Below are 26,187 nucleotides of genomic sequence, written 5' to 3' on the forward strand. Positions count from 1 at the left end.
TGACGCGCACGTCGCGCGCCCACGTCGTCGCCGCCCGGTCCCCGTGGACCGGGCGGCTTTTTCGTCGCCGCACCACCGACCGATCGTGAAGGGAGAGCCCGGTGGACGCCGTCCTCGTCATCAACGCCGACCTCGGCCCGCTGCACCGGGTCACCGTCCAGCACGCGATCCGGATGCTCTGCCGCCGGGTCGCGGAGATCCACGAGTCCGAGCCGGACCGGCTCATCGGCGTCTTCCCGATGCCGCGGGTGGTCCGCCTCGTCCGGTACGTGGTGACGCGCTGGCGGTTCAGCGCCGGCCCGGCCTGGTCCCGGGCCGGGGTGCTGGCCCGCGACGGCCGGCGGTGCGCCTACTGCGACCGCCCGGCCAGCACGGTCGACCACATCGTGCCCCGCTCGCGCGGCGGCCGTAACACCTGGGGGAACACCACCGCCGCCTGCTACGCGTGCAACCAGCGCAAGGGTGACCGGACCCCGGCCGAGGCGGGCATGCCGCTGCGGCGGGAGCCGGCGACGCCGAGCTGGGTCGCGCTGGCGCGGTGACGGACGGCCGGCGGGCACAGGGGGCGGCGCCGGGGGTACGCCTCCGGCGCGGCGCCCGCCGGCCCCACCGTCGCCGGTCCCCGCGTCTCGACCGTCACCGGTCGAGGTCGCGGGCGAGTCCGCCGAGCAGGAGGTCGAGTCCGCCGTCGAACTCGTCGTCCGGGCCGACCGCACCGGCCGCGCGCGCGGTCTCGGCCAGCAGGGGGAAGTCCTCCCGGGGCAGCGCCGCGATGACCGCCGTACCCGGGTCGGCCAGTGCGCCGAGGTGCTCCATCTGGATCGCGCCGACCACGTAGCCGAGCAGGGCGCGGAACGCGACCACCCGGCGGGTGCCGACGAGACCGGCCCGGGTCAGCACCGCGAGCACCGCCTCACCCCAACGCAGGATGCCCGGTGAGCGGTGGCGGTGCGCGGGGAGCAGCGGCACCACGGCCGGGTGGGCCGCGACCGCGACGCGCACCCGGCCGACCAGATCCCTGATGCCGTCCGGCCACGGGACGTCCACCGGCGGACGGGTGTCGACCCGGTCGAGGACCCGCTCGACGACCAACGACTCCAGTTCGTCACGGTCGGCGACGTAGCGGTAGAGGCCCATCGTGCTGGTGCCGAGCTGCGCACCGACCGCCCGCATGGTGAGGCCGGCGAGGCCGTCCCGGTCGAGCACCGCGAGCGCCGCGTCAGCGAGCTGGGCCGGGGTCAGGGAGCGGGGGCGGGGCATGGCCTTGACAGCGTACAAGATACGCCTACGGTTGTAGGAGTACGTCGTACGCCTACAACGGGAGCGCGCATGGACGTCATCACGCCACGCCACCTGACCAGCGTCACCGGCGACAGGATCGCCCTGCCGGACGCCGCCCGCCTGGTCCATCTCCAGTTCCGCCGCTTCGCCGGCTGCCCGGTATGCAACCTCCATCTACGGTCGGTCGTGCGCCGGCACGCCGAGATCGAGGCGGCCGGCGTACGGGAGGTGGTGCTCTTCCACTCCCCCGCCGACGAGCTACGCGAGCACGTCGCCGAGCTGCCGTTCGCCGTGGTGGCCGACCCCGACCGGCGGCTCTACCGGGAGTTCGGCGTGGAGTCCGCGCGACGGTCGCTGCTCGACCCGCGCGCCTGGCCGCCGATCCTGCGCGCCGTGGCGAGTGGCACCTGGCACGTCCTGCGCGGTCGGGAGCGCCTGCCGTCCCGCACACCGCACGGCGGGCGGCTCGGACTGCCGGCCGACTTCCTGGTCGCCCCCGACGGCCGGGTGCTCGCCGCGAAACACGGCGAGCACGCCTACGACCAGTGGTCGGTCGACGAGCTGCTCGCACACGTCAGCGCGAGCCGATCCGCGCGCTGATCCGCAGGTCCCGGCGGCGTCCCGGTCGGGAGGGGTGGCGGTCCATGCTTGGTCGCTTGTCGGCTCTGACCAGTGTCGCTCTGCGTAAGAACGCCGTGCGCCGCCGAGTTCGCCTCGCGCCACCTTTGCTCTGCAGCCACGGAAGCACCATGCACGTACCGTGACAACGACAGGTCGATCGCCGCCGCGCCGCGTGGATCGAAAACCCTGCTCGGAGCCCATGATGCGCCGGTGGTTGCAGAGCAAAGGAGGCAGAGGGCCACACCCGCCCTCGCGCTCAACGGCACGCTGAGTGACGATCGCGCGAAGTCACGCACAGCAACAACTGGATGCGGGCGGCGAGGGCTACGACCGGCGGTGCCGGCCAGCGCGCCGGCCACGAGACGGTCAGCGAGGGGCCGGCGGCGTCCAGCCGAAGCGCGGCGGTCGGCGGTCGTTGGCCGCCGCCACCCCCTCGCGGGCCTCGCCGCTGTCCCGCACCTGCGCGTGCCACCAGGCGATCCGGTCGGCGTCGGCGCGTCCGTCGATGATCTCCTTGGCGGCGGTCACGGTGAGCCGGGAGCGCCCGGCCACGGTGGCGGTCAGTGCCGCCACCCGGTCGGCGAGCGCGGCGGCCGGCAGCACCTCGTCGACCAGGCCGATCCGCAGCGCCCGTTCGGCGTCGACGAGGTCGCCGGTGAACAGCAGGTGCTTGGCGGCCGACGGCCCGACCAGGCCGGCCAGCCGGCGGGTGGTCGGCGCGGGATAGACCAGACCGAGCCGCGCCGGCGGTACGCCGAACCGGGCGTTCGACGCGGCCAGCCGCAGGTCGCAGGCGACGGCGAGCTGGCAGCCGCCGCCGACGCAGGCGCCCTCGATCGCGGCGACGGTGGGGCGGCCGAACGCGGCGAGCCGTTCCTCGGCGGCCACCGCGATGCTGTGGTCGCCGGCGGCCAGCAGTTCGTCCAGGTCGCCGAGGTCGGCGCCGGCGCAGAACGTGCCGGCCGCGCCGGTGAGCACCAGCACCCGGACCGCCGGGTCCGCCTCCAGGCCGTCGAGCAGCACCGGGAGCTGCCGCCACATGGCCGGGGTCATGGCGTTTCGCCGGGCCGGGTTTCGGATCACCACGGTCGCCACCGGGCCGTCCACCGTGACGGTCAACTCCGCGTCGGACATGGTGCGACCGTAACGGGCGGGGCCCGGCGACCACCCGCGTGGGGTGGCCGCCGGGCCCCGGGGTCGGGCGGTCAGGTCAGGAGACGTCGACCGCGGTGTCGTCGATGACGAACGACGTCTGGAGGGACGCGTCCTCGGTGCCGGTGAACTTCAGCGTCACGGTCTGCCCGGCGTACGCGGCCAGGGAGAACGACTTCTGGCTGTAGCCGGTGGCCTTGTTCAGGTTCGAGTAGGTCGCCAGCGTCGCCAGCACGGTGCCGGACGAGTTGAGCACCTGCACGTTCAGCTTGTCGTACTGCACGCTGGTGGTGGACTCGGCCGAGTCGATGTGCAGCCAGAAGCTGAAGTTGTAGGTCGAGCAGCCGCTCGGCAGCGCCACCGACTGGGCGATGTTCTCGTTGCTGCTGTAGCCGTAGCCGTTCAGCCACGCGAACCGGGTGCCGCTGTGCGCCGACTGGCCGGTGTAGGCGCCGATCGCGCCGGTGGTGCCGGTCCACGGGCTGGTGCCGGTCTCGAAGCCCGGGTTGCCGAGCTTCTGGCCGGCGCCGGTGCAGCCGCCGCCGGTGCCGGTGACGGTCAGCGAGTACGTGGCGGACTTCGCGCCCGACGTCGCGCTGCCGCTGACCGTCACCGAGTAGGTGCCGGTCGGCGTGCTCGCGCTGGTGGCGATGGTGAGGGTGGACGAGCCGCCCGACGTCACCGAGGCGGGGCTGAACGACGCGGTGGCGCCGGTCGGCAGGCCGGACGCGGAGAACGTCACGGTCTGCGCGGTCCCGCTGGTGGTGGCGGTGGCGACGGTGGCGGAGACGGACCCGCCCTGGGTGACCGAGCCGGCGGTCGGGGAGAGCGACACGGAGAAGTCGTTCCCGGTGGAGCTGCACGGCGCGTCGCTGCCGGCCACGTTCACCGCGGTCCACGCCGCCTGGACGGCCTTGTACTCGGTGGAGCAGTTGCCGTACAGGTCGGTCGCCGCCCGCAGGGTGTAGGCGCGGGCGGTGTTCGACGGGGTGGTGGTGTTCACGTACGAGGTGTTCGAGGTGAAGTACACGTCGAGCGCCCGGTACCAGATCTTCTCCGCCTTGGCGCGACCGATGCCGGTCACCGCCGGGGCCGAGCCGCAGACCGGCGAGGTGCCGTACGCGGTGGCGCCGGTGCCCTCGGCCAGGTTGAAGTAGAAGTGGTTGCCGACGCCGGAGGAGTAGTGCACGTCCTTGTTCTTCGTGCTGGTGGACCAGCAGGAGTCGGACGAGCCGTCCAGCGACGGGTTGTACATGTAGCGCAGCGGCGTGCCGTTGCCGTTGATGTTGATCTTCTCGCCGACCTGGTAGTCACCCGGGTCGCTGGGCGCGGCGGCGTAGAACTCCATCATGTTGCCGAAGATGTCGCTGGTGGCCTCGTTGAGGCCGCCGGACTCACCGGAGTAGACCAGGCCGGACAGCGCCTCGGTGACGCCGTGGCTCATCTCGTGGCCGGCCACGTCCAGCGAGACCAGCGGGCGGGAGTTGCTCGACCCGTCGCCGTAGGTCATCTGGGAGCCGTCCCAGAACGCGTTGACGTAGTTGTTGCCGTAGTGCACCCGGCTCGGCACGCCCTGGCCGTTACCGAAGATGCCGTTGCGGCCGTGCACGTTCTTGAAGTAGTCGAACGTCTTCGCGGCGCCGAAGTGGGCGTCCACGGCGGCCGACTGCCGGTTGGAGTTGGCGCCGTTGCCCCACGCGTTGTCGGCGTCGGTGAACGTGGTGCAGGTCGAGGTGCCGTTGTTCATGTCGCAGGTACGGCCGTTGCCGTGCGACGGGTCGATCATCGAGTAGGTGCTGCCGGAGAGCGTGGTGTCGATGCTTACCGAACCGGTGTAGATGCCCTGGCCGCTGCCGACCACCGACTCGATCTCGTCGTACGAGCCGATCACCTTGCCGGTGGTGGCGTCCGTGATGACGTGCAGCTTCGACGGCGTCTGCTTGTCCGCCTTCCAGCCGGAGGCGACCGTCTCCCAGGCCAGCCGGCCCTTGCCGCTGCTGGCGTCCACGAACAGCTCGGGCGCGCCGACCGAGGTGAGGCTGCCGGAGAACGCCTTGCGCGCGCTGGCCTTCGCGGCGTCCGCGCCGACCTTGGCGCTGGTGCCGAGCGTCAGCGGGGCGGACAGGCCGACCGAGGTGCCGCTCATGGTGCCGTTCGGCGCGGTGTGCACGACGAAGTCGCCGCCGTAGACCCGCAGGCCCTGGTAGGTCCGGGTGTAGCGGGTGTGTGCCGCCCCGGAGGGGTCGACCTTGGTGCGGACGGCCTGGTACGCCTCCCCGCCGGCACCCTGCACGGCACCGGGGTTGGCGCGGAGCAGGCTGTCGGCGCGCGCCGCGGCGGCACGCTCGGGGCTGGGGGCGCTGGGCGCTGCCGCTTGCGCCGTGCTGGTGACGCAGGCCAGCACGCCGCTGGTGAGCAGCGCTGCGCTGACGGCGGCGACGGTTCTTTTCACATGCCCTCCTGGAAGGAAGTTGTGACGGGGGTAGTCACTGGTGTAGATATAGCTGAGACATCGATGGACGTGAAAGAGGGCGACGGCTTCCCGTCTCAGACACTGACCGAACGGATGAGGGGGGCGCGGTGACCCGGAACCGGGTGGCCCCGTCGTGCGTCCGATCGGTATGAGAGCAGCCCCCGCCGCGGCGATCGCCCTCGCCGCCGTCCTCACCCCGCTCGCCGGCTGCGCCCGCGCCGACACGCCGGCCCCGGCCGGACCGGCCGCCACCGGACTGCCCGGCGTCGAGGTGGTGCTGGTGCGTTCCGGCGGCATCGCCGGGCTGACCGACACCATCACCGTGCGGCCGGACGGCCGTTGGACGAAGACCGACCGGGCCGGCGCCGCCCGCGACGGCCGGCTCACCGACGCCGACCTCGACCGGCTGCGGCAGCTCACCGTCGACCCCCGGCTGACCGCCGAGGCCGCCGTCACCGTGCCGGCGACCATGTGCGCCGACGCGTTCAGCTACCGACTCACCATCGGCCCGACCACCAGCTCCTACGTGGACTGCCCGCCGCAGGCGACCCCGCCGGCCGCCACCGCCGAGGTGGTCGGCCTGCTCACCCGCGCCACCGGCTGACCGGCCCGCTCACCAGCCGGACGCCGCCGCGAGCAGCGCCCGCCGCACGGCCTGCGTCTCGCGCCGGCCGGCCGCCGCCGGCCGGGCCGCGAGGAAGAGCGTGTTGAGCGGGGGCACCGGCGGCGTGAGCAGCGCGCGCACCGCATCCGAGGCCAGCTCACCCCGGCAGAGGTACGCCGGCAGCACGCTCGCCCCGGCGCCCGCCACCACGGCCGACCGGACCGCCCGTAGGTCGGCCACGACCAGGTTGGGGGTGCGGGTGAGCCGGGTGTCGAAGACGGTGCGCCAGTAGCGGCGCAGGATCGGCGCCTCCTCGCCGTAGGCGACCAGCGGCACGTCGCGCAGCGCCGCCGGGGTCACCGGGCCGGCCAGCCGCTCCGCCCAGGCCGGCGCCGCCACCAGCACGAACTCCTCGTCGTAGAGCGGCTCGACGACCACGCCGCGCCGGCGTGGCCGCACGCTCGTCACCGCCAGGTCGAGCCGGCCGGCGACCAGGTCGTCCAGCAGCCGCTCCGGCATCCCGGCGACCACCCGCAACTCCAGGCCGTCGGCCACCAGGCCGGCAAGCGCCGGCAGCACCCGCTCGCCGAGCAGCTCGGCCGGCCCACCGAGGAAGACCGTCCGGGCGTACGCCGCGTCCGGCTCCTCGGCCAACACGACGGCCAGCCGGTCCAGTGGCTCGGCCACCCGGCGGGCCAGCTCGTCCCCGGCGGCGGTCGGGGTGACGCCCCGGGGCAGCCGGTCGAACAGCGGTCGCCCGACCGCCTCCTCCAGCGCCCGGAGCTGCGCGGTCACCGTGGGCTGCGCCACCCCGAGCAGTTCGGCCGCGCCGGTGACCGACCCGGCCCGGTGCACGGCGAGGAAGCTGCGGAGCAGGTCCAGCGACACCTTCACATCAGCAAACCTATCGCCGACGTGACTCTCGCCTATTGGTCAGCTATGGCTCGGCGCGTCAGCATGGTGGGCATGACTCGTGCACTCATCGCGTTGACCAGCCATTCCGACCTCGGCACCACGGGCCGCAAGACCGGCTACTACGTGGGCGAGGCCGCCGAACCGTGGGAGGTCTTCCGGGCCGCCGGGTACGACGTCGACCTGGTGTCGGTGGCCGGCGGCGAGCCGCCGACCGACGGCCGGGACAGCGACGACAGGACCCAGAACGACTTCCTCGCCACCGCCGGCGTCACGGACACCCCGAAGGCGGCGGACGTCGACCCGTCCGGTTACGACGTGATCGTCTTCGCCGGCGGCCACGGCACGATGTGGGACTTCCCCGACGACCCGGACCTGGCCCGGATCGCCCGCTCGGTCTACGAGCGCGGCGGTGTGGTCGCCGCCGTCTGCCACGGTCCCTCCGCGCTGGTGAACCTCACCCTCTCCGACGGCTCGCGGCTGGTCGCCGGCAAGCGGGTGGCCGGCTTCACCAACGACGAGGAGGCCGCCGTCGGCCTCACCGACGAGGTGCCGTTCCTGCTCGCCGACAAGCTCGCCGAGGCCGGCGCGCAGCACGTGCCGGCGCCGAACTTCACCGAGCACGTGGTGGTCGACGGTCGCCTGGTCACCGGCCAGAACCCGCAGTCCGCCCGCGCCCTGGCCGAGGCCGTGGTGAAGCTGCGCGGCTGAGCGGCGGCGCGACGCCGGCCGTCAGTGCCCGGCGCGGCACCGCGCTGCCCGACCTGGACGACTGGGCCCGGCTGCGGATCGACGGTGCGGGTGGCCGGGACGCCGGCCGCCCGGTGCGGTGCGCGCCTCAGAAGCGGTAGTCGTCCGGCAGGCCGGTGGCGCGCAGCTCGGGCGGCAGGTGGGCGGCGTCGTTCAGGGCGACCACCGTCGGCGGGCCGGCCGAGCTGTAGCGGATCACGGTCAACGCGCAGTTGGCGTGGTTGAGCCCGATCCACCGGCGTTCCGGCGCCTCCAGGGCGTGCCGCACCAACCAGGCGACCAGGAAGTTGTGGGTCACCACCAGCTCACGGACGTCGCCGGAGGCGGGGGCGGTGGCGAACCGGGCCACCGCCTCCGCCGTCACGCACGGCCCGTCCCGCCGGTCCCGCTCGGAGAACTGGGTGAGGAACGCCGCGTACCGCTCCGGCAGGCCGGCCGGGTCGGTGTCGTGTGGCATGTGGTCACCGGCCCGGTCGTCGACGCCGACCGGGACACCCGGCAGCTCCGCGCCGACCAGCGCGGCGGTCTCCGCGGCCCGGGCCAGCGGCCCGTGGTGCACCGCGTCGAGGCGCGCGCCGCGCAGGCGTTGCCCGAGCAGCGTGGCCTGCCGACGGCCCCGCGCCGACAGGCCGGTGTCCCCCTCCTGCTCGGCAGCGTCCTGCTCGCCGTGTCGGGCCAGGAACAGCAGGCGGCTCGCCATCGGTCACCTCGTCAAGATCGGGATGCCGACCCTAACCGGCCGGCCGCGGTCCCCGCAGCCCGCGATCACCCGCGCGGATGCATCTGGCCGATCCGGATCCGGTTGCCGAACGGGTCGCGGATGCCGAAGTCGATCCCGTACGGCCGGTCGGTCGGCTCGTCGGTGACCTCCACACCCTTGGCCACCAGGTCCGCGTACGTCTGGTGCGCGTCGTCGGTGGTGAGGAACAGGAAACCGCCGGTGGCGCCCTTGGTGAGCAACTCCCGGACCTGCTCGGCGGTCTTCGGGTCCAGCGCCGGCGGGCCGGGCTTCTCCAACAGGATCTCCCGGTCGGGGTCGCCCGGCACGTTGACCGTGAGCCACCGCATGAAGCCGAGATCCTGGTCGGTGTTCACCTCCATGCCTAGCTTGCCGACGTAGAAGTCGAGGGCCTCGTCCTGGTCGAGCACGTAGATCTGAGAGCGGGAGATCGAAGTCATCGTCATGACGAGGACGGTAGAGCAGGCCCCCGGCCTGCTGCTTATCCAAAACTGCACGTTCGGTCGGCGGAGTGCACGCCCGTCCTGCGCCGCTTTGTTCCGCGTACCACACGCACACGTTACGTGCTGCTAACGTCACGGAAACGGTAGATACGTGACATCGGGGGAGCGCCGATGCAGGTGATGCTGGCCTGGACCGCTGACGGGCCGGACCCGGACGACGGGCGGACGGCCCGCGGCACCCGGTTCGACCGGGCCGCCGCCGAGCTGGTGCCGGAAAGCTGGCACCGCCACAGCTTCGGCGGCGCCGACTGGGGTCTGCTGGTGCTGCACCCGGCCGACCAGGGCGCCTACCGGTGGCCGACCGTCGCCGCCGACGGCCCGGTCACCGCCGTCTCGCTGGGCATCCCGGTCGGCGTCGACGATCCCGGTCCGGTGGCACTCGCCCGGCGACTGCTCGCCGGCGCGGACGTGCACCGGGAGGTCGTGCCGCCCTTCGGTCTGCTGGCGCTCGACCAGGACCGCTTCGCCCTGCAACAGGACTGGCTGGGCATGGCGCGGGTGTTCACCGGCACCGCCGGCGCGGTCACCGCCTGGTGCACCCGGCCCGGCCTGCTGGCCGCCTTCCTGCACGGCACACCCCGCCCCGACCTCGCCGGCTGGACCTCGTACCTCCTCTGCGGACACTTCGGCGGTGACCTGTCGCCACTTGCCGGCATCCGACTGCTCCGGCCCGGCGAACGGGTCACCGGGCGCCGCCGCCCCACCGGCGGCTGGCAGCTCACCACCGAGCTGCGGTACGCCACCGACGACGTCGTACGCGCCGGCCATGCCGAACGGGACCGACCGGTCGCCGAGCGGCTCGACCGGGCCGCCGACGCGCTGACCCGCGCCGTCACCAGCCTGCACCGGCTGCACGACGGGGAGGTCACGCTCGGTCTGTCCGGGGGCAAGGACTCCCGGCTCATCGCCGCGTCGCTGGTCGCGGCCGGCCGTACGCCGAACCTGGTCACCAACGACGACACCCCCGCCGAGGCCGAGGTGGCCCGGGATCTGGTCCGGCTCCTCCGGGAACGGCGAGGGCTCGCCCTGCCGCACCGCTCGGTGCCGGCCGCCGCCCCGGCCGACGTGCTCGGCGTCGGCCTGCGGGAACGGGCGCAGCGCCTCGCCGAGCGGCACGACCACCAGTTCCCGTCGACCTACCTGAGCCGGCCGGCGGTGTCCACCCGGCTGCCGGAGGCCACCCGCCCGGCGAGCCTCACCGGCGCGGCGGGCGAACTCGCGGTCGGCTACTGGTATCCCCCGGCCGGCGCCGACCCCGCGCCCACGCCCGAGCAGGGGGGCCTGACCCGGCTGCTGGCGGCGCTGCCACACGCCGCCGCGACGCCGGAGGCACTTGCCGCCGAGCGGCACCGGGTCATCGGCGTGTTGGCCCACGCCCGCGACCTGGGCCTTCGCGACGAGCACCTCATCGACCACCTCTACCTGGTGGAGCGGATGCGCCGGTGGTGCACCTCCGCCTACACCAGCGGCATGGTCACCCCGTTCCTCGCGCCGGGCTTCGTCGCCGCCACGTTCGCGTTCGGCGTCGCCGAGAAGCGGGCCCGGCTGCTGCACACCGCGTTGATCGCCCGGCTGGTGCCGGAGTGGGCCGAGGTGCCCTTCGTCAGCGCCGCCACCGGGCCGTCCCGGGCCACCCGGGTGTGGGAGGGCGACGGCGTCGCCACCGTGGCCGACCTGCTGGACACCGCGCACGGGCCGCTCACCGACCTGATCCGCCGGCCGGTCGTGGAGCGGGCGCTGCGTGCCGCGGCCCGGGGCAAGGAACCCGACCCACGGGTGTTGCAGCAGTTCACCGCGCTGGCGATCGCCTCCGAGCGGTTGGCGCCGGGGGCCACCCGCCCACCGACCGGCGCCACCTACGCCCGCGTCACCGCGCCGCCGCGTCCGCGTACCCCGCAGCGGGGCCGGCTGGCCGGGCTGCGTTGGATCCGGCGGAGCCGGCTCGGCGACCGGCTCTGGGTCATGGCGCGACGGCGGGTGCGCGGTCGCTGACGCCGGCCGGGGCCCGACCGTCGGCCGCCGGCCCCGGACCGGCCACCCCCGGCGCCGGCCCGGCGGGCCGTCCGACGGCGGCGCTCGGGCGCATCCACGCCCTGGTGAAGCAGCTCGGCACGTCGGCCGGGGCGACCTTGCGACGCCGGTAGGCCGAGGGGGACTCGCCGACGATGTCGTGGAACGTCCGGCTGAACGTGCCGAGGCTGCCGAACCCGACCAGGTGGCAGATCTCGGTGACCGGTTCCGTGGTGCGCACCAGCAGGTACATGGCCCGCTCGATCCGGCGGCGTTGCAGGTAGCGGTGCGGTGTCTCGCCGAACGTGGCCCGGAACGTGCGGATGAAGTGCGCCTCGGAGACGTACGCGATCCGGGCCAACGCGGGAATGTCCAGCGGCTGCGCGTACGCCCGGTCCATCGCGTCCCGGGCGCGCAGCATCGCCCGGTTCGACTCCTCCACCGCCCGACTCATCCCACCTCCCGCTGTGCAAGGAAGGGCCCCGGTTAACGCATTCTGCAGAGGTGGGCCCCGGTTAACACCACTCATCGTTCCACCCGATGACGCGGCGAGGACTGCCCGAGCGACCGATCCCGCCGACGCGCCGATCCGGAGCAGGGTAGAAGCGTGACATCCGTCGATTGACCGACCGCGCCGGACGGAGCCGCCATGGACGCGCTGCGGAAGACCTCGCTCGTCGCGGGCGGGTGCTACGTGCTCACCTTCGCCTCGATCCCGACCCTCACCCTGTACGCCCCGGTGCGTGAGGAGGACTACCTCCTCGGCAGTTCGCCGGAGACCCCGGTCGTGGCCGGCGGCGTCCTCGAGGTGATCGTCGCGCTCGCCTGCATCGGCACGGCCGTCGCGCTGTTACCCGTGCTCCGGCGACAGGGCGAGGCGCGGGCGGTGGGCTTCGTCGCGGCCCGCGTCCTCGAAGCCGGCGGCATCTTCGTCGGCGTCGCCAGCCTGCTGACGGTCGTGGCCCTGCGCCGGGCCGGCGCGGGAGCGGACGCGCTGGTCACCGGCCAGGCGCTCGTCGCTCTCTACGACTCGATGTTCCTGCTCAGCCAGAGCCTCATCCCGGCCGTGAACGCGCTGTTGCTCGGGTCCCTGCTGTACCAGTCCCGCCTCGTCCCGCGCGTCCTGCCGCTGCTCGGGCTCGCCGGGGCGCCCCTGCTCGTCGCCGCCGACATCGGCGTGCTCTTCGATCTCTGGGACCGGCTGTCCCCGGTGACCGCGGTCGCGGCCCTCCCGATCGCGGTGTGGGAGTTCTCGCTGGGCGTCTATCTGATCGTCAAAGGCTTCCGGCCCGCGCCGGTCATCACCGGCGCCCGGGCCGCCGGCTGACCGTCACGGGCACGCGCCGGCTGGGGCCGGGGGGATGCCTTGTGGAATTGGAGCCCCCGGCCGGGATCGAACCGGCGACATCTCGCTTACAAGCTCTGTGCATCGCGTCCGCACCGGTCCGTGCTCGGCCACACGCACGGAGCCTCGTCTGTGCTGGCACTCGTCCGCGTGCCGCCGTCCCGTGACGTTGCTGTCAGCGTTGCTGTCGCCAGACCTAGAGCGGCCGAACATCGCGGCGGACGCGTGTCGGTCGACGATACCAGAACCGAATCCCAGGACACTGCCGCTATGACAGAACCGGACGGGGAAATGCCTAGCGTGTACTTGACTGTTCCGGGCGTCGAGGACCTGGCGGGGGTGATCGCAATGTTGCGCGGTGCTGGCGCCACGGCCAGTGGTAGTCGGCGTGAGTTTGTCGTGAAGGGCCGGTTGACCGCAGAGCAGGCTTCTGCGGTCTGGCAGCTTGCCCAGCATGTTGACAGCGGCACCGAGTCCTCCCGGCTTAGCATGCGCGTGGACCCTGCCGGTGACCTAGCGGCTGCGTTGGATGTGATGTGTCCGGATGGGTGGACCATCGATGCCTTCACCCCCTCCGACGTGCACCGCGCCCAACCGAACCGGTGGTGGATGGAGCAACAACAACTTCCACGCATCTTGCGACGCTAGACCAGGGCATCGGCAAACCTGATCCGACGACAGTGGCACCCGGTTTAGGAAGAAGCTAGCCCCGACCTGCGATGCCCAGCCTCCGACTAGGAGGTACGTCGAACGGACCCCTGCCGATGCGCCTGCTCACTCGGCGCATATTCCGGACCTTGCTACGCCGCTCGTCTCCATCTTGCGACGACCTGCAAGCCTTAGGAGCCGTGGACGCAACCGCTGTTCTTGCTGGCCTTGGCTTGGTCACCACCATGGCCTCACCGCTCCTAGCATCTTGGTTCACGCATCGTCAAGGGCGCGAGGCCCGAGTCCGTGACCTGCGGATTCAGCTATACGTCGACGTCGGCGAGTACCTGGAGGGGGCGGCCAAGAGCCTGGACGCCGTCACGGAGTATTACCCGACCTCGGGGTCGCCTGGACCCAAGAACCTGGTGCATCCCACACTCCTGACTGCCCGCGTCGAACTACTGGCCGCTAAGTCCGTTCGCGAGGCATGGAGGAGCTTCGTGACGGCCGAGGACGCCATCTCCTGGGAATGGAGTGAGAATCCCGACTCCAACTCCGAGGGACATCCGTACATTCCGGAGGACCGACCTCAGGTCGGGACCTCGAGGGCGTCTATTGAGGCACTGCGGACCGCTCTCCGCTCGGCGATTACCAACCCGGATTCGAGGCGGTAGCAGCCATGTGGACACCTGACCTCGGAGACGCGCCCGGCTGGGCACAAGCCGTCTCCACAACGGCGGCTCTCTTCTGGGCATGGAGGGCGTCAAGGACAGCTCGGCAGCTTTACGACATTGAAGGCCAGCGCCAGCGCGAACAGGAACTGCGTTCCGCCAGAGCTCAGCCAGAACGGGTATGTGTCTGGATGGAGGAGGACCCAGAGAGCGAGGAGACCTTCGTCCAGCTCCCCCTACACGGCGGCGAAGTGGCGCAAGCTAGACGATGGGAGCCACTCGCTATCTTCCTGAATGGATCAGACCTTCCCGTCTTCGACGTGTCGGTCTTCTTTTCACGCACAGACGTAAGCGCCATCGACCGAGTGACCATCCCGGTCGTTAGACCTCAAGGCACAGTCAAAGTGAAGGTTCCGAGGGACGTATGCGAACCACCCGCATTCGGCGCCGGCGACCATGCCTACGAAGTCTCTGCTACCTTCCGTGATGCGGCTGGCTTTGCCTGGCACCGCGACACGATGGGTATTCTCACCGAGGACCCCACAGCGCGCTTTCTTGCTGAAAGAGGACGTCTCGGGGTACCAGCCCAGCCCGAGGGCAGATAGGTCTTTCTCCCCTATCATTTGGGCGAGAGGTGCGCCGCCCCCTGTCCGTCTTTCCCAGCCTCTTGGTTTGGCGAATTCGCCATCCTTCGATTCAGCGCTAACCACTGTGGCTATGACCTGCGCAGAATCACTAACTCACCGATCGCGGGAGTCAAGTCCATTGCGGGCATTCTGCACGAGGCGCTGCGGACGCCCGAGGACGGCCGAAGGCCGCCCGCAGGGCAGGCCGCGAGCGCGACGACGACCCCGTTATTGCAAAGATCAAGCTTACTGGCGGCCGTCGCCGGTGACTCCTGCTGACCTGCTCGCCCTGTCGCTCACCGTCAGCCTCGGGCTGGGTCCGTCGGCCGGCTTGGCTGTACGGATGGCTGTACAGCCGCCCACCTCCTCGGTGTGAACGTCAGTCTCGGTTGCTTTCTCGCTCCAATAAGCATCATCGGGTGCCAGCCCTTAGGTCTCCGCCGCCTCAGCAGACCGAACAGCGACGGATGCCGCTAACCCACCTGCTGACTTCCTGCCGACGCAGGGACCGGCCCGCTCGCCCCAGCCGACAGCCAGGCCGCAACCCGCTGACGTCTACGGGTCGCCGTTGTCCACGTTCTGTCGGATAACAGACTTCTCGTGATTCTTAGTCAGGAACAGTGCTATACACCCCTGACACAATTCATTAAGCGCAGAAGGAGCGCAGATGCCCACGCCACAAGGTGCACCAAAGCCCTCGTCGGCGCAAGGACGCGTTGAGCAACTACTCTCCATCACCAAAGATATAATGCACACCGAGAATCGGATTAGGAACGCCAGGCTATTGAATCTGGTGATCGCACTTGCCGTAATATTTGGCCCTCTCGCATTGCTAATCCTCACCATTATCACCATAGCCACCTCTGGCACTATCGATATGGGTCGAATCAATCTATCCGCCCTCCCGGTCGTCGCCATATCAGGAATCATCTGCGGGATTGCCGTTTCTCACCGCAGTGAGGTCCAGCAGCTCTCTGTGACCGACCTACGCCTTAAACTCTCCCTGCTTCGAGAGCAGAGGAGGCTGAAGGCTGCGGATATGACGCTCGACTCTCGATATGCAAGAAGTGCATACAAAGAAGAGATTTTGAGAGATGTGGAGGACTTCAGGAAGCAAAGCAGGTACTATCGCCGGGTCCACAACATCTTTCAATCCATAATAATCGTCGGGTCACTGGCCACTACCACCGTTTCTGGAATTGCACTCGACAGTAGCCCTCTGGGATTTGTGGTAATCGCGACGAGCTTTATGGTAGGTCTCGCTGCCGGCTTTACTGGATATTTCAAATACCGCGAGCGAGGTTTCTACCTTCAGCAAACCGCTGACGCAATTACTCAAGAATGGACCGCTGCCGAGCTTGCCATTTTCAGGTACAAGAATTTGCCCGAGGGTGAGCAGCTAGCGCTTTTCGTGGAGGAGGCTGAAAGACTTAAGTCAGAACAGAGAAAGCGCGAACAGAGCTTGGATCAGCCCTCAGGTCAAAGTCGTGATGCAGGTAACGCCGGCTGACAGCTCGGGAAGCCCCGAAGGTCTGCCGCCTCCGCTCTGTTGCTACTCTTCGAGCTCGAAGAACCGAGGGCCTGCCTTCCTGATCTCCTCGTGCACCTCACGCAGTTCGTCTCGCCAGCTCTTGGCCATGCGAGTCGACGCATCCGTGAAGTTGATGATGAAGTCGACCGGACCAAGCCCTTTCGGGGGTGGGTATTTCCCTTCGTCGTCTCCACCGAGATTCGCACCACGCAGGCTTGTAGCAAAGAGCAGCGCATCTCTGAGGTCGGCCCCCCAAAGTTCTGCTTTATCAAGGTTGGCAGCGGCTAAGAACGCTCCCCTGAGCTGAGTTCGTCGAAGGTTTGCACTCCTCAGGTCGGCCCCCTTTAGGTTCGCCCCGCTGAGATCGCAATCATTGAGCTGCGGCCCTTGCTGTTCCCTCCGCTTCGGGCGGCGTCCTAGAACCGTCAGTGCTGCTTGGACATCGATAGACGGACTTATTGAGGGACCGTCAGATGATACAAATTCCATTGACTTTGGCTGAATGGGAGCCGAATGACGGATGAACGCCGCCAACACATCGACTACGGACGAGTGTTCCCTCGCCGACTCTTGCATCAAGTGCTCAAGCGCGTAAATTCCGCCGAGCCTTTCATTAATCCTCTCGGACGCCAATAGGCCGATAGCCTTGACATAGCGATCGGTGATTTGACCACGGCGGGCAAGGTAATACGTTCTCGCGGTGAAGGCAAGCCCCACCAGTGCAGCACTACCACCCGCTGCGGCCAATAATGTCTGTCGCGTGCTGTTGACAGCTGCGGCCCGATCCTTGTCGGTAGGGGTCGCTCGATTTGCGACAGGCCCAAGGAGAAACGAGAGCGCCGCAATGGCGGCGATTCCCGCGCCGATTGTCAGGATGGCAACTCCCACTCGAATCAACGCACGGTTCATCCGCCTAGGCTGCCTCATAAAGCCGAATGGGGGAAGAGCCACGTCGGCTCAATGCCATCCCGTCTGCCGCCGACTCACACACCGTGGAGCAGACCAGGGCCAGGGCGACAAGGTGGAGCGCCCTACCGGACGAGTCTCAATGGCGGCTGTCAAGCGCCGAGGTGGGCGCCACGCGGTTTAGGAAGTGTGGACACGGCCGGAAGCCGCACGCCGGGGACCTGGCTTGGCCTGCGCCGCAAAACCGGCCGCCATGTCCAGGACCTGACCACCGTCGACCCTTGGCTCCCTCAGCAACGGGCACACGACGGGCACGGCCGGGGCCTGCGGCTTAGAAGACGATCAGGGATCACTTTGTCAGGGTCTGCTCCCCGGGCGACAGCCTCAGGCCGCCCTCGACTACCGCAGCGGCCGAACTAGTCGGCCTTCCCCTGCGGCGGCCCTTCGACGTTCCACGAGGTCTCGACGGTCTTGGTCACCGTCAATCGGCCCGAGGTGCCCAACGCGCGGGCCGGGGATTCGATCGGCTCGGCGGGTTGCTCCGAATCGAATCGACCCGGCTGGCCTGCCATGGTGACGGTGGGAGCGCCGAGGGTGACAGGTATCTCCAACCCGTCCGGGGCCACCGCGTAGCCGCTACCGCTGGCCGAGACGGACGCGTTGGTCAGGCGCACAATCGTCTGAAGGTTCGGATCCTCGGAGTCGAACCGTCCGGGCTGCGACACGGTCTGCCATGCCGATCCGTTGGCGACGATCGCAGGCGTGCACGGGTCGGAGGTCTCGTCGAGGATGCCTTGATAGGTGCCGTAGTGCGCGACGTGGGCCGCGAGCAGGAAGCAGAGACAGCCGGGTACGACGTGTGGTGCCACGGCATCCAGCATGACGCACGCGCTCAACATGGCCCAGCACGGCCCGCCCGATGGTAAGACGGGCGGAACTTGAACCGGCGACCGAGGGATTATGAGATCAAATTGCCCGCCCCATCGACCTGGCCAGATGGCGGCCTAGCAGTGGAAACGCCTCTTGACATCTCTCATTGCTCCCCCACTATCCGCCAGTTTCTTGCGGACCAGATGCGGACCGCTTGCCCACCCGAGGGCTCGTTGAGCGTCAGGTCAAGAAACATTCTCTCTCTTAATGACAAGCCGCGCAGCGAAGGCATCGAAATAGAGCCGCACCCCTTGGCGCATAGAGAAGTGGAATGTCAAATTACCGGCAAAAATGAGAATGAATGCAGCAGTAAGCACCACCGTCTTCATGCTTTTGTCGACATAGAATGCCACTCCGACCAACGCGACCCCTGAGATGAAGATGAAGACACTGCGTAGCGCCTGAAAAAGGTAGAAAATTAGGCGCCATGTGACTACATCGGGCTGCCCGGCAATGCTGGACGCCAACTCTTTTTCCTTGGTCCGCTTGGCCGCAATCCTGTCCCTATAGCGCTTGTTATAGCGCGAGATCAGGCGCTGAGTTGGGCCAGTTAGCGCATTGGCGAGTATTGACAGTGGAATGGCAAGGAAGAGACCGAGCCAGAACGCCATGTCCAATGAATTAGCTCCCAGGGAAGTCGCAGTCAAAGAGACGAGAGTCTCCGTATTGTGCCATCCCGTCTGCCGCCGACCCACACACCGTGGAGCAGACCAGGGCCAGGGTGACAAGGTGGAGCGCCCTACCGGACGAACGACCTTGTCACCCTGGCCCTGGTCTGCTCGGCTCTGCCTGGGTCGGTGGCTGGCGGGATGGCATCCCATCACCCACGAACCGGAACCGTTCGGCAACTCCATCCCGGAGTCGTCTGGCCCCCGCCGGAGGCAAGGCTCTTACCGGCCGGCGCGCCGGCCGATGCCGGCGCTTGCGCCGCCAGCAGGCCGAGCGCGGCCGGCGCGGCCCGCTTGCGGGCCGCCTTGATCATGGAGAGAGTGTTTCGGCAGTGGTGTCCTTGCGGACGCTGTCGTGTCACGGGAGATCCTTGACACGGGCGTCCCACCAGATGCGTGACATCACCTTTAGAAACGCACCGCGGCATCCCTAACGGTCTGCGACAGGGAGCAAGTCGTAACAGTTGAGGATGCTCGCCATGGTCAGCGGCTTAGCTGTCGAACCAAACAGCCAGCCGCACGTTGTCGTCGCCGTACCGCTCGGCAAGATCGCGCATAGTGTCCAGTAGCGCCCGCAGCAGCGGGTCGGCACGCAGGACGTCCCCGTGGGAGAGGCGCTCCACCCGCCACATCCGGTCGGCTGCACGCCATTCGGTTCCCTCCGGGTAGCTGCTGCCCCGGGGATCGGCATGTTCACCGGCCACTGCACGCCACGCGCGTCCATGGTGACCTGCTTTGCCGATGAAGCGCGGCCCTTTGCTTGTCAGCTTGTACTCATGGATGCGGTCGTCCACGCGAGGCGCTTGTGCACTCCAATCGATGCGGGCCAACTGCGGCCATGCCACCCAGGTGTGACCGTGTTCGCTGTCTGCAAGCCGGAGATCAAGCAGTTCCGTGCTGGCGTCTTCCGGCAGGCCACGGCCCGGCGATACAGGTTCGAATCCGGCGTAGTTCCGCACACCGAACAGCAGCCCGAAGGCGTCGTAGTGGCGAGGTAGGGCGTCCACACTGACGTCGGTCAGTAGCCAAGGTGACCCCGGACCGTGTGGCCGGATCTCTACCCCACCAGCGATATCGGTTCCCACGTCAGGTCGCCCTTCGAGGTTCTGCGGGCTGTTCCACCACATGGCGCACGCTTGCTGGCGGCTTCCTCAGATGGCGCTGCCGTGCTCGGCGTATGCGGAAGCACCGCCCCGGCGGGCCGCGATTGCGGTACGGATCCTGCGGGCCAGTCGCGACGGGCCATGCTCTTCCAAGGACTCTTCGCCTACGTAGCGCCATTCAGTGAGTTCGCCGTCCGCAAAGCGGATCTCGCGCTCGCTGTCGGGTCCGAGTGACCCGCCGTCGAAGATGAAGAGCAGTTTGTCGCCCTCGTGCTCTGCCGGTGCCCAGTCCACGACCAGCATCGGTCCGAGTGCGGGCGTGAGGCCGAGTTCCTCTCGGACCTCGCGCACGCAGGCTGCCCGCGGCGACTCGCCGGGTTCGACGTAACCGCCCGGGATGTCCCAGTGCTTCTTGTAGCTCGGGCGCACGAGCATCACCCTGCCTTCGTCGTCGAAGAACAGGGCGCCGGCGGCGACGCGTGGGGTCGCCACGGGTGGCATCTCGTTGGCCGTCACCAGGGCAGCCTAGATGCCTCGGTTCAGTCGAGCACCTTCAGCCGGCGAGCCAGGCCGACCAGTTCGGCCGGCGGCTTACCGCGCTGCCGGCGGACCCACGTCAGCGCCAGTTGCCTGCTGAGGAAGTGGTGTCTGACTTGCTCGGGCGCCATCTGCTCTGCTTCGAGCAACACAGCTTGGGCGTCGTCGACGCGGTTCCACGAACTGTAGGCACGGGCGACTTCAAGGGCGTGCCGTACCCGACGTTCCATCGGGAGTCCGGTGGTGTCGACGCGCGGGCCGAGGTCGACGGCCACCTGTACATCACCCAGCTCGGCTGCGGTGGCGACGCGGTGGATGGCGACGTTGGTCGGGCCGAACGCGGTCCAGAGGTGGTTGGCATCGTTTCCGAGCTGGTCGGCGGCGTGCTCTGCTGCGGCGAGGAAGGTGCGGGTGGTGCCGGCGTCGTTGGACCGGGCGGCGGCCATGGAGCCGGACAGGAACAGAGTGCCGTAGACGGAGAGCAGGGCCGGCGAGGCGTGCGCCAGGTGGGGCTCCAGGTAGCCGGCGGCGTCTTCGGTGAGGCGTACGGCTTCGGTGTAACGGCCGGTGGCGTGCAGGGCGTGGCCGACGGACCGGAACAGAGAACCGGTGATGAGCGGGTCGCCGGTGGGCCGGACGGCTGCCAAGCCACGGTCGGCAGCGATCCACGCGAGGTCGACCTCTCCGAGCTTGGTGAGCTGGGTGGCGGTCAGCTGATAGGCAAGGCCGAGGAGCCGGCGGGCTTCGTCCTGGTCGTCGCCCTCGTGGCGGTCGGCGGCGGCCTGGGCGCGGTGGAGCAGGTCGGGTAGCCGGCCGGTGACATACCCGAATCGAGAGTCTTGGTAGGCGTCCCAGAGCGCGCCGACGTCCTTCCGCAGCATGGCAACGGTCGGTGGTTCCCCGCGGGGAGTGCCGCCGAACGGGGCAATGGCGCGATAGTTCATCAGCGCCGACCGGAGAGCGGGGACGGTGTCGGTGCCGGTATCGGCGGTCCAGTCAAGCAGCATGGGTTCGCCGAGGAGGTCACCGAGGGATACGTCCAGGACCTCGGCAAGGGACTTGATGACGGAGAGTCGGTCCAGCTCGATGCGGTTGTTCTCGACCTTTCCGAGCCAATCAGCGGTGCGGCCGATGAGCCCGGCAAGGACTTCTTGCGACAGGCCGCGCCGGCGGCGGTACCAGGCGATGCGCTCGCCGATGGTCAGGGTGTTGGTTGTCCTGTGCACCGTTTCACCTTCTCCCCTCGGCCGGCTGCGACCCCGGAAGGATTTTCCGGGTCACTGGGCGGTATGTGCCACAACCTGTCTCCATGACGGGGCTGAACGTATCGACCAATTGCCAATCCTGCTCGGGCGCCGGCTGGAAGTACACCCTTGCGCGGTCCGCTACGCGGGCCTTCGGGCAAGGGTCGGAGCGAACTCGTTCCCTGGCTCGACGGTCCTGCATGGACTGCGCGGGCTCCGGTCGCACGACGACCTGCTGAGGCTGGCCCGGGGTGGGTGCTGGCATAGGACCGCGACCCGAACGCCGGTCCCGAGAGAGCCCGCCCACCCCGGCGCCCCGCAGACGGCACCCGGTTCCGGCGGGTGCGCCCAAGCCGGGTGAGCTGGTCTTCCTCGACGGTCGCGCATCGGTGCAGTTCGGCGGCGACCGGGCGCTGTGGCTGCGGGTGACCGCGATCGGTGACTGGCCGGCGTACGACGGCTGGGTGTGGCTGATCGGCTACGTCATCAACCCGGCCGACGGGCATGCGTCGGCGAAGCGGGAGGTCTTGGCGCAGATCGCCGGGCTTCAGATCAGCCCCCCATCGAGCATTCCGTCGCCGGCATTGGCGCGGACGGCAAGGAGGCGCGGTGTTTGACCTTCGGGTACGGCTCGGCATAGTGCTCCGGGTGGAAGCGGCCGACCGCTACCGTCCGTCCGACGGCCCTGTGATGCTGCGGGTGACCGGCGTTCGCCTGGTGCTCAACCGTCCAGAGCACGAGCAGTGGATCTGGGTCGAGGGAACCAAGGTGGTGCCGCGCGACCAACGCGGCGAGTACACCCAGATCCTCGTACCCGCCCGGCTGTTCTCACCCGGCGGTCCAACACGCTGATCGACTCCTCTCCATGACGTCGCCGTTGAAACTCAACGGTCGCCCTAACTTGTCCTGTCAAGCAAATAACTCATAAGCTGCTGTAACTCATGCAGCGTTCCTAGGTGGGGTGGCCCGCGATGGCGTACGAGATTCCGACGCCGAAATATCTGCGCGTGTTGAACACGCTGCGGAAGCGCATCGAAGACGGCGACTACGCGCCTGGGGCGGCGCTACCGTCGGAGAGCCAACTCTGCACGGAGTTCGGGGTGTCCCGGCCTACGGTGCTCAAGGCGCTCGGCATCCTCAAGCAGGACGGCTGGATCGAGTCGCAGCAGGGCAAGGGCAGCTTCGTCCGGGGTCGGCCCGCCTCCGGTCGCACCTCTCCCGAGTACGCGCGGGATGCGGTTGAGCTGGATGAGACCGGGGAAGCGGAGATCCTGCACGTCGGCCCGGTGCTCGCCTCGCTGCGGATCGCGGCCGAGCTGAAGATCCCCGAAGGCACGCCCGTCTACGAGCGGCGCCGCCGGACCGTCTCGGAGGTCGGCCCGGTCGACCTGATCGCCACGTTCGTGCCGGTCGACATCGCCGCCGGCACCGACATCATCAAGCCGGCGCCGATCCCCGGCGGTCTGCTCGACCTCATCGCGCGCTACAAGGGCTTACGGGCGGACTACGCCACCGAACGGATGACCGCCCGACGGGTAAGTCCGGCTGAGGCCGAAGCCCTGGACGTGGCGGCGGACGAGCCGGTGATGAGTGTCGTCATTACCGTCTACCAAGCATCTGGCGACCCGATCATGACGTCAGTGCTGGTGATGCCGGGCAGCCGCCACGAGATCGAGGACACGTACGCCATGTCGTAGTTCCCTTCAACGCGGCTGATCGGGGTGGGATGGCGCGCGGGGGATCCGCGAGACCTGGCCGTCTCCCCGGTCTATGCACAGCTCGTTGGCCCCACGGTCGACCCCGTACGACTGCTCGGGTGCGATGAACACCGGCCGGTCCAGGCAGAACCACTTGTCAACGGTGCTTACGAGCGTCAGACGCTCGACCGTCGTCCGCTCCTGCATCGCGTCCTCCCCCGGGTTCGCGGTCCCGCCAATCTCCACATTGTGCATTCGCCTCACGTTCCTCTTGCTTGTGTTTACAAGCTGACGTAACTTGTTAGCTCAACCGGTTGTCATGAAGACGACCGGTGGAGCTAGGAGGCTGTCCACGTGGTTCCGATGACGTTGAAGGTGCCGGTCCCGTCCGAGTACGTCTTCCCCGCCGGCGCGCTCTGCCTCGGCGTCTCGCCTCAGATCGACTTCGAGCGGCGGGGCGAGGCGGACAACCAGGCGCGAGACAAGGACACCGGCGAGCGGGTCTGGTTGGTGCGGGTGATGGACCTGGACCCGGAGGCGGGGAAGTTCGGCCGCTCGACCGAGGTGAAGGTCAAGGTCGTGGCTGCGCAGCAGCCGGTGCCGCCGCCGTCGAGCGTGCCGGGATACCCGCCAGCGGTGGAGTTTGAGGGTCTGACCCTCACCCCCTATGTCGACTCGCAGCGGTGCAAGCCGGGCCGCGCCTCGGGTGACTGCCGTTCCCGCATGGCGTACTCGCTGCGGGCCACTGCGATTCGTCCGGCGTCGGTGGTGCCGGGCTCGGCGGCGGCCTGACCGCTACCTGTTGTGCGCGCGGGGCGGGTCGTTTCCCCGCCAAGAGTCCCGACCCGTCCCGCGCTCTGCCATCCCTCATCTGGCGAAGGAGGGCGTGATGCCCACCGTAATTCCCCCTGCCCTGATCATCGCCGCGCCCCTGCTCCTCGGCGCGGCCCTGGCCCTCACCCGCACCCGCTCTCTCCTGGCCGGTCTGCGCCACGCCTACCGGGAGCTGGAGGCCGCTATCCGTTCGGCGCTATGGCTGCCGCCGGCTTCCGCCCGGGTGTACGCGATCCGCTGCCCCCGCTGCTGCCGGTGGGTAAAGCCGCGCCGGTTCGACCTGCGCCGCATGTCCTGCCACTCGTGCATCTCGACGCTGGGGCGCTCGGCTCGGGGAGGTGACCTGTGCCTCTGATCAACGTCATTCCCGGGGACAAGATCCCCATGGCGCCGATGAACGTGCGCCTTCCCGCGTGGCGGGTTCCGGGTTGGCTGCTGGTGCTGTAGTGGCTGGCCCGGGGCCTGTTCCGCGCCTGCGTGCTGGCGGTCCGGTACTGGTGGCTCACCGCCCCCGCCGCGCTCGCCCTGTGGGTACGGGTCGAGTTCGGCGGCCTGGTCCTGGCCGTCGCCGCCGGCTGCGCGGGGTGGTGGCGGTGGCATCCGTCGTCGTGGCTGCGGTTCGGCTGGTACCCGCTCGTCAGCCGCGTCCGCGCGCTGTTCGTCTACCGGCGGCGGTGGGCGTCGGTGATGGCAACCTGCGGGCTGGCGACCGCGTTCGCGGGTGACCGCTACGTGCCGCAACTGCTGAAGGTTCGGTGTGACCGGTTCGGCGATGAGCTGACCGTCCGGCTGCTGCCGGGGCAGATCCCCGACGACTGGGGGCAGGCCGCGGAACGCCTCGCCTACGCCTTCCGCCGCCGCAGCGGACAGGCGCGCTCCACCAACCGCCCGGATCGGGTGGTCGTGCGCCTCGTGCGCCGGGACCCCCTCGCCGCCGTGGTGGCGCCGCTCCCGGTCGCTGACGTGCCGGATCTGGGCGGGCTCGTTCTCGGCGTCGACGAAAACGGGCAGCCATACCGGCTGCGGCTGGCCGGGTCGCATGTGCTGATCGCCGGGGCGACCGGGTCGGGCAAGGGCTCGGTGCTGTGGTCGCTGCTGCGCTCCCTGGCCGGCGGCATCTGCTCCGGGCTGGTCGAGGTGTGGGCGTTCGACCCGAAGGGCGGCATGGAGCTGGCGGCAGGGGTGCCGCTGTTCACCCGCTTCGCCTACGACGACCCCGACAGCATGGCCGGCCTCCTCGAAGAGGCCGTGAAACGGATGCGGCTGCGGGCCGCCCGGCTGCGCGGGGTGACCCGCCAGCACGTGCCGACCCAGGAGGAGCCGTTGCTCGTCCTGGTCGTCGACGAGCTGGCCGCGCTCACCGCGTACATCACCGACCGGAAGGTCCGCGACCGGATCAAGGAATCACTCGGGCTGCTGCTGTCGCAGGGCCGCGCGGTCGGCGTGCACGTGGTCGCCGCGTTGCAGGACCCGCGCAAAGACGTGCTGCCTTTCCGCGACCTGTTCCCCACCCGCATCGGGCTGCGGCTGACCGAGCCCGAGCAGGTGGACATGGTCCTCGGCGACGCCGCCCGCGACCGAGGAGCCCTCTGCGACCGCATCCCGGAGTCGTCGCCCGGGGTGGGGTTCGTGGTCCTCGACGGCGTCCGCGAACCCGTCCGGGTCCGGTTCGCCTACCTCACCGACGACGACATCCGCCAACTCGGCCGCGACTACCGCCGCCTCTGCGACGACACCGACCAGGAGGTGACCCCGTGAAGAAGACCGACACCGAACGCGCCGAAGGGCTCGCCCTGGTGCTCATCGTCCTCACCGTCGGCGGCCTGGCCGGCGCCGCATCGTTCACCCACGTCCACGACTGGACCATGGCCAACTCGCCTACCGGTACCGGGGACTGGTTCGGCTGGGCCAACGCCGCCATCTCCGAACTCCTCCCCTTCGCCGCACTGCTGACCATCCGGCGACGCCGCCGCACCGGCGGCCCTGTCGGGTACCCGCTGTTCCTGCTCGTCTGCGCCGTCGCCCTGTCCCTCACCGCGCAACTCGCCGTGGCGAAGCCAAGCCCGTCCGGGTGGCTGCTGTCGGCCGTGCCCGCGCTGGCGTTCCTCGGCCTGTCCAAGCTCGTCTTCTCCGCCACCCCGGCGGCGCCCGTCGACCAGCCGGCCGGCGACCGGGGTGAGGTGCCACCCGGCTACGACCCGACCAAGGAACACCGGCCCGTCGTGGTCGACGCCGTCGACGAGGACCAGGCGGTGACCGTCGAACCGGCCCGGCCGGCGGCAGTGGCGGCGCAGCGGCCCGGACTGGTGCCCGTGCCCGCAGCGGCTTTCCCCGCCCGCAACGGCACCCCGTACGGCGCGGAGCGTGACCAGTGACCCAACTCCCCCTCATCCCCGAGACTC

Annotated in this window: 31 protein-coding genes; 17 read left to right on the forward strand and 14 right to left on the reverse strand. The window is 69.5% G+C overall.

The window, feature by feature from the left end; all coding sequences use genetic code 11:
- Positions 1-101 precede the first annotated feature (101 nt).
- A complete protein-coding gene (locus ACIA6B_RS15715; protein ID WP_281934552.1) occupies positions 102-542 on the forward strand; it encodes an HNH endonuclease in 441 nt (146 codons plus the stop codon).
- Positions 543-636: 94 nt separating this feature from the next.
- On the opposite strand, the gene ACIA6B_RS15720 is transcribed toward ACIA6B_RS15715, so the two are convergent.
- Positions 637-1,260 carry a TetR/AcrR family transcriptional regulator gene (locus ACIA6B_RS15720; RefSeq protein WP_396773847.1) on the reverse strand — a complete coding sequence of 208 codons (624 nt, stop codon included), beginning with the start codon at positions 1,258-1,260 and terminating at the stop codon, positions 637-639.
- 69 nt (positions 1,261-1,329) lie between these two features.
- Between ACIA6B_RS15720 and ACIA6B_RS15725 the strand changes: the two genes are divergently transcribed.
- Positions 1,330-1,881, forward strand: coding sequence for a peroxiredoxin-like family protein (locus ACIA6B_RS15725; RefSeq protein WP_396773849.1), 552 nt, complete (start codon positions 1,330-1,332; stop codon positions 1,879-1,881).
- A gap of 387 nt (positions 1,882-2,268) precedes the next feature.
- Here the strand turns inward: ACIA6B_RS15725 and ACIA6B_RS15730 are convergent, their stop codons facing one another.
- Together ACIA6B_RS15730 and ACIA6B_RS15735 are read right to left on the reverse strand one after the other, a co-directional pair.
- Positions 2,269-3,036 carry an enoyl-CoA hydratase/isomerase family protein gene (locus ACIA6B_RS15730; protein ID WP_396773851.1) on the reverse strand — a complete coding sequence of 256 codons (768 nt, stop codon included), beginning with the start codon at positions 3,034-3,036 and terminating at the stop codon, positions 2,269-2,271.
- 76 nt (positions 3,037-3,112) lie between these two features.
- Positions 3,113-5,506: a M4 family metallopeptidase gene (locus ACIA6B_RS15735; protein WP_396773853.1), complete on the reverse strand. Its 2,394-nt coding sequence runs from the start codon at positions 5,504-5,506 to the stop codon at positions 3,113-3,115.
- Positions 5,507-5,675: 169 nt separating this feature from the next.
- On the opposite strand from ACIA6B_RS15735, the gene ACIA6B_RS15740 reads away from it, so the two are divergent.
- Positions 5,676-6,131 carry a hypothetical protein gene (locus ACIA6B_RS15740; protein ID WP_396773855.1) on the forward strand — a complete coding sequence of 152 codons (456 nt, stop codon included), beginning with the start codon at positions 5,676-5,678 and terminating at the stop codon, positions 6,129-6,131.
- Between the two features lie 9 nt (positions 6,132-6,140).
- Here the strand turns inward: ACIA6B_RS15740 and ACIA6B_RS15745 are convergent, their stop codons facing one another.
- Complete coding sequence (locus tag ACIA6B_RS15745) at positions 6,141-7,025, reverse strand: LysR family transcriptional regulator (protein WP_396773856.1); 885 nt, start codon at positions 7,023-7,025, stop codon at positions 6,141-6,143.
- 72 nt (positions 7,026-7,097) lie between these two features.
- Here ACIA6B_RS15745 and ACIA6B_RS15750 point away from each other — a divergent pair, with 72 nt between their 5' ends.
- Positions 7,098-7,754: a type 1 glutamine amidotransferase domain-containing protein gene (locus tag ACIA6B_RS15750; RefSeq protein ID WP_396773858.1), complete on the forward strand. Its 657-nt coding sequence runs from the start codon at positions 7,098-7,100 to the stop codon at positions 7,752-7,754.
- Between the two features lie 127 nt (positions 7,755-7,881).
- On the opposite strand, the gene ACIA6B_RS15755 is transcribed toward ACIA6B_RS15750, so the two are convergent.
- Together ACIA6B_RS15755 and ACIA6B_RS15760 are read right to left on the reverse strand one after the other, a co-directional pair.
- Positions 7,882-8,493 carry a histidine phosphatase family protein gene (locus ACIA6B_RS15755; protein ID WP_396773860.1) on the reverse strand — a complete coding sequence of 204 codons (612 nt, stop codon included), beginning with the start codon at positions 8,491-8,493 and terminating at the stop codon, positions 7,882-7,884.
- 65 nt (positions 8,494-8,558) lie between these two features.
- Complete coding sequence (locus ACIA6B_RS15760) at positions 8,559-8,978, reverse strand: VOC family protein (protein WP_396773862.1); 420 nt, start codon at positions 8,976-8,978, stop codon at positions 8,559-8,561.
- Between the two features lie 168 nt (positions 8,979-9,146).
- Between ACIA6B_RS15760 and ACIA6B_RS15765 the strand changes: the two genes are divergently transcribed.
- Entirely contained in the window at positions 9,147-11,027 is a 1,881-nt protein-coding gene (locus tag ACIA6B_RS15765; RefSeq protein ID WP_396773864.1) for a hypothetical protein, read from the forward strand.
- On the opposite strand, the gene ACIA6B_RS15770 is transcribed toward ACIA6B_RS15765, so the two are convergent.
- On the reverse strand, positions 10,996-11,499 hold the full coding sequence (locus ACIA6B_RS15770; RefSeq protein WP_396773866.1) for a helix-turn-helix domain-containing protein: 504 nt from the start codon (positions 11,497-11,499) through the stop codon (positions 10,996-10,998). The two genes, ACIA6B_RS15765 and ACIA6B_RS15770, sit on opposite strands and share 32 nt — an antisense overlap.
- 195 nt (positions 11,500-11,694) lie before the next feature.
- Here ACIA6B_RS15770 and ACIA6B_RS15775 point away from each other — a divergent pair, with 195 nt between their 5' ends.
- The 5 genes from ACIA6B_RS15775 to ACIA6B_RS15795 all read left to right on the forward strand — a co-directional run bounded on the left by ACIA6B_RS15775 (position 11,695) and on the right by ACIA6B_RS15795 (position 15,845).
- Positions 11,695-12,372 carry a DUF4386 domain-containing protein gene (locus ACIA6B_RS15775; RefSeq protein ID WP_396773868.1) on the forward strand — a complete coding sequence of 226 codons (678 nt, stop codon included), beginning with the start codon at positions 11,695-11,697 and terminating at the stop codon, positions 12,370-12,372.
- 150 nt (positions 12,373-12,522) lie between these two features.
- Positions 12,523-13,038: a hypothetical protein gene (locus tag ACIA6B_RS15780; protein ID WP_396773870.1), complete on the forward strand. Its 516-nt coding sequence runs from the start codon at positions 12,523-12,525 to the stop codon at positions 13,036-13,038.
- 200 nt (positions 13,039-13,238) lie between these two features.
- Positions 13,239-13,712 carry a hypothetical protein gene (locus tag ACIA6B_RS15785; protein ID WP_396773871.1) on the forward strand — a complete coding sequence of 158 codons (474 nt, stop codon included), beginning with the start codon at positions 13,239-13,241 and terminating at the stop codon, positions 13,710-13,712.
- A gap of 188 nt (positions 13,713-13,900) precedes the next feature.
- Positions 13,901-14,314, forward strand: a complete 414-nt coding sequence (locus ACIA6B_RS15790) for a hypothetical protein (protein WP_396773873.1) — start codon at positions 13,901-13,903, stop codon at positions 14,312-14,314.
- Between the two features lie 688 nt (positions 14,315-15,002).
- Complete coding sequence (locus tag ACIA6B_RS15795; RefSeq protein ID WP_396773875.1) at positions 15,003-15,845, forward strand: SLATT domain-containing protein; 843 nt, start codon at positions 15,003-15,005, stop codon at positions 15,843-15,845.
- 42 nt (positions 15,846-15,887) lie between these two features.
- Here ACIA6B_RS15795 and ACIA6B_RS15800 read toward each other — a convergent pair whose 3' ends face one another.
- From ACIA6B_RS15800 to ACIA6B_RS15825, 6 genes are all read right to left on the reverse strand, one after another.
- Positions 15,888-16,775 (reverse strand): pentapeptide repeat-containing protein, encoded by an 888-nt coding sequence (locus tag ACIA6B_RS15800; protein ID WP_396773877.1) that lies wholly within the window; start codon positions 16,773-16,775, stop codon positions 15,888-15,890.
- Between the two features lie 413 nt (positions 16,776-17,188).
- A complete protein-coding gene (locus ACIA6B_RS15805) occupies positions 17,189-17,653 on the reverse strand; it encodes a hypothetical protein (protein ID WP_396773879.1) in 465 nt (154 codons plus the stop codon).
- A 234-nt stretch (positions 17,654-17,887) separates the two neighbouring features.
- Positions 17,888-18,313: a hypothetical protein gene (locus ACIA6B_RS15810; protein WP_396773881.1), complete on the reverse strand. Its 426-nt coding sequence runs from the start codon at positions 18,311-18,313 to the stop codon at positions 17,888-17,890.
- A gap of 548 nt (positions 18,314-18,861) precedes the next feature.
- Positions 18,862-19,377, reverse strand: a complete 516-nt coding sequence (locus ACIA6B_RS15815; protein ID WP_396773882.1) for a hypothetical protein — start codon at positions 19,375-19,377, stop codon at positions 18,862-18,864.
- A gap of 144 nt (positions 19,378-19,521) precedes the next feature.
- Positions 19,522-19,989: an NUDIX domain-containing protein gene (locus ACIA6B_RS15820; RefSeq protein ID WP_396773884.1), complete on the reverse strand. Its 468-nt coding sequence runs from the start codon at positions 19,987-19,989 to the stop codon at positions 19,522-19,524.
- A gap of 23 nt (positions 19,990-20,012) precedes the next feature.
- Positions 20,013-21,236: a helix-turn-helix domain-containing protein gene (locus ACIA6B_RS15825; RefSeq protein ID WP_396773886.1), complete on the reverse strand. Its 1,224-nt coding sequence runs from the start codon at positions 21,234-21,236 to the stop codon at positions 20,013-20,015.
- 407 nt (positions 21,237-21,643) lie between these two features.
- Between ACIA6B_RS15825 and ACIA6B_RS15830 the strand changes: the two genes are divergently transcribed.
- The 3 genes from ACIA6B_RS15830 (at position 21,644) to ACIA6B_RS15840 (ending at position 22,951) form a co-directional block, all read left to right on the forward strand.
- Positions 21,644-21,871, forward strand: a complete 228-nt coding sequence (locus ACIA6B_RS15830) for a hypothetical protein (protein WP_396773888.1) — start codon at positions 21,644-21,646, stop codon at positions 21,869-21,871.
- Positions 21,864-22,106 (forward strand): hypothetical protein, encoded by a 243-nt coding sequence (locus ACIA6B_RS15835; RefSeq protein ID WP_396773890.1) that lies wholly within the window; start codon positions 21,864-21,866, stop codon positions 22,104-22,106. The genes ACIA6B_RS15830 and ACIA6B_RS15835 overlap by 8 nt, the downstream gene beginning before the upstream one ends.
- Positions 22,107-22,225: 119 nt before the next feature.
- The gene (locus tag ACIA6B_RS15840) at positions 22,226-22,951 is read left to right on the forward strand and encodes a GntR family transcriptional regulator (RefSeq protein WP_396773892.1); all 726 of its coding nucleotides are present in this window, start codon (positions 22,226-22,228) and stop codon (positions 22,949-22,951) included.
- A 6-nt stretch (positions 22,952-22,957) separates the two neighbouring features.
- Here ACIA6B_RS15840 and ACIA6B_RS15845 read toward each other — a convergent pair whose 3' ends face one another.
- Entirely contained in the window at positions 22,958-23,206 is a 249-nt protein-coding gene (locus ACIA6B_RS15845) for a hypothetical protein (protein ID WP_396773894.1), read from the reverse strand.
- A 108-nt stretch (positions 23,207-23,314) separates the two neighbouring features.
- Here ACIA6B_RS15845 and ACIA6B_RS15850 point away from each other — a divergent pair, with 108 nt between their 5' ends.
- The 4 genes from ACIA6B_RS15850 (at position 23,315) to ACIA6B_RS15865 (ending at position 26,160) form a co-directional block, all read left to right on the forward strand.
- Complete coding sequence (locus tag ACIA6B_RS15850) at positions 23,315-23,743, forward strand: hypothetical protein (protein WP_396773896.1); 429 nt, start codon at positions 23,315-23,317, stop codon at positions 23,741-23,743.
- Between the two features lie 97 nt (positions 23,744-23,840).
- Entirely contained in the window at positions 23,841-24,140 is a 300-nt protein-coding gene (locus tag ACIA6B_RS15855; protein ID WP_396773898.1) for a hypothetical protein, read from the forward strand.
- A gap of 122 nt (positions 24,141-24,262) precedes the next feature.
- Positions 24,263-25,543, forward strand: a complete 1,281-nt coding sequence (locus ACIA6B_RS15860; protein WP_396773900.1) for an FtsK/SpoIIIE domain-containing protein — start codon at positions 24,263-24,265, stop codon at positions 25,541-25,543.
- A complete protein-coding gene (locus ACIA6B_RS15865) occupies positions 25,540-26,160 on the forward strand; it encodes a DUF2637 domain-containing protein (RefSeq protein ID WP_396773901.1) in 621 nt (206 codons plus the stop codon). The genes ACIA6B_RS15860 and ACIA6B_RS15865 overlap by 4 nt, the downstream gene beginning before the upstream one ends.
- Positions 26,161-26,187: the final 27 nt, after the last annotated feature.

It is taken from the genome of Micromonospora sp. NPDC051141 (assembly GCF_044455765.1).
Lineage (GTDB): Bacteria > Actinomycetota > Actinomycetes > Mycobacteriales > Micromonosporaceae > Micromonospora.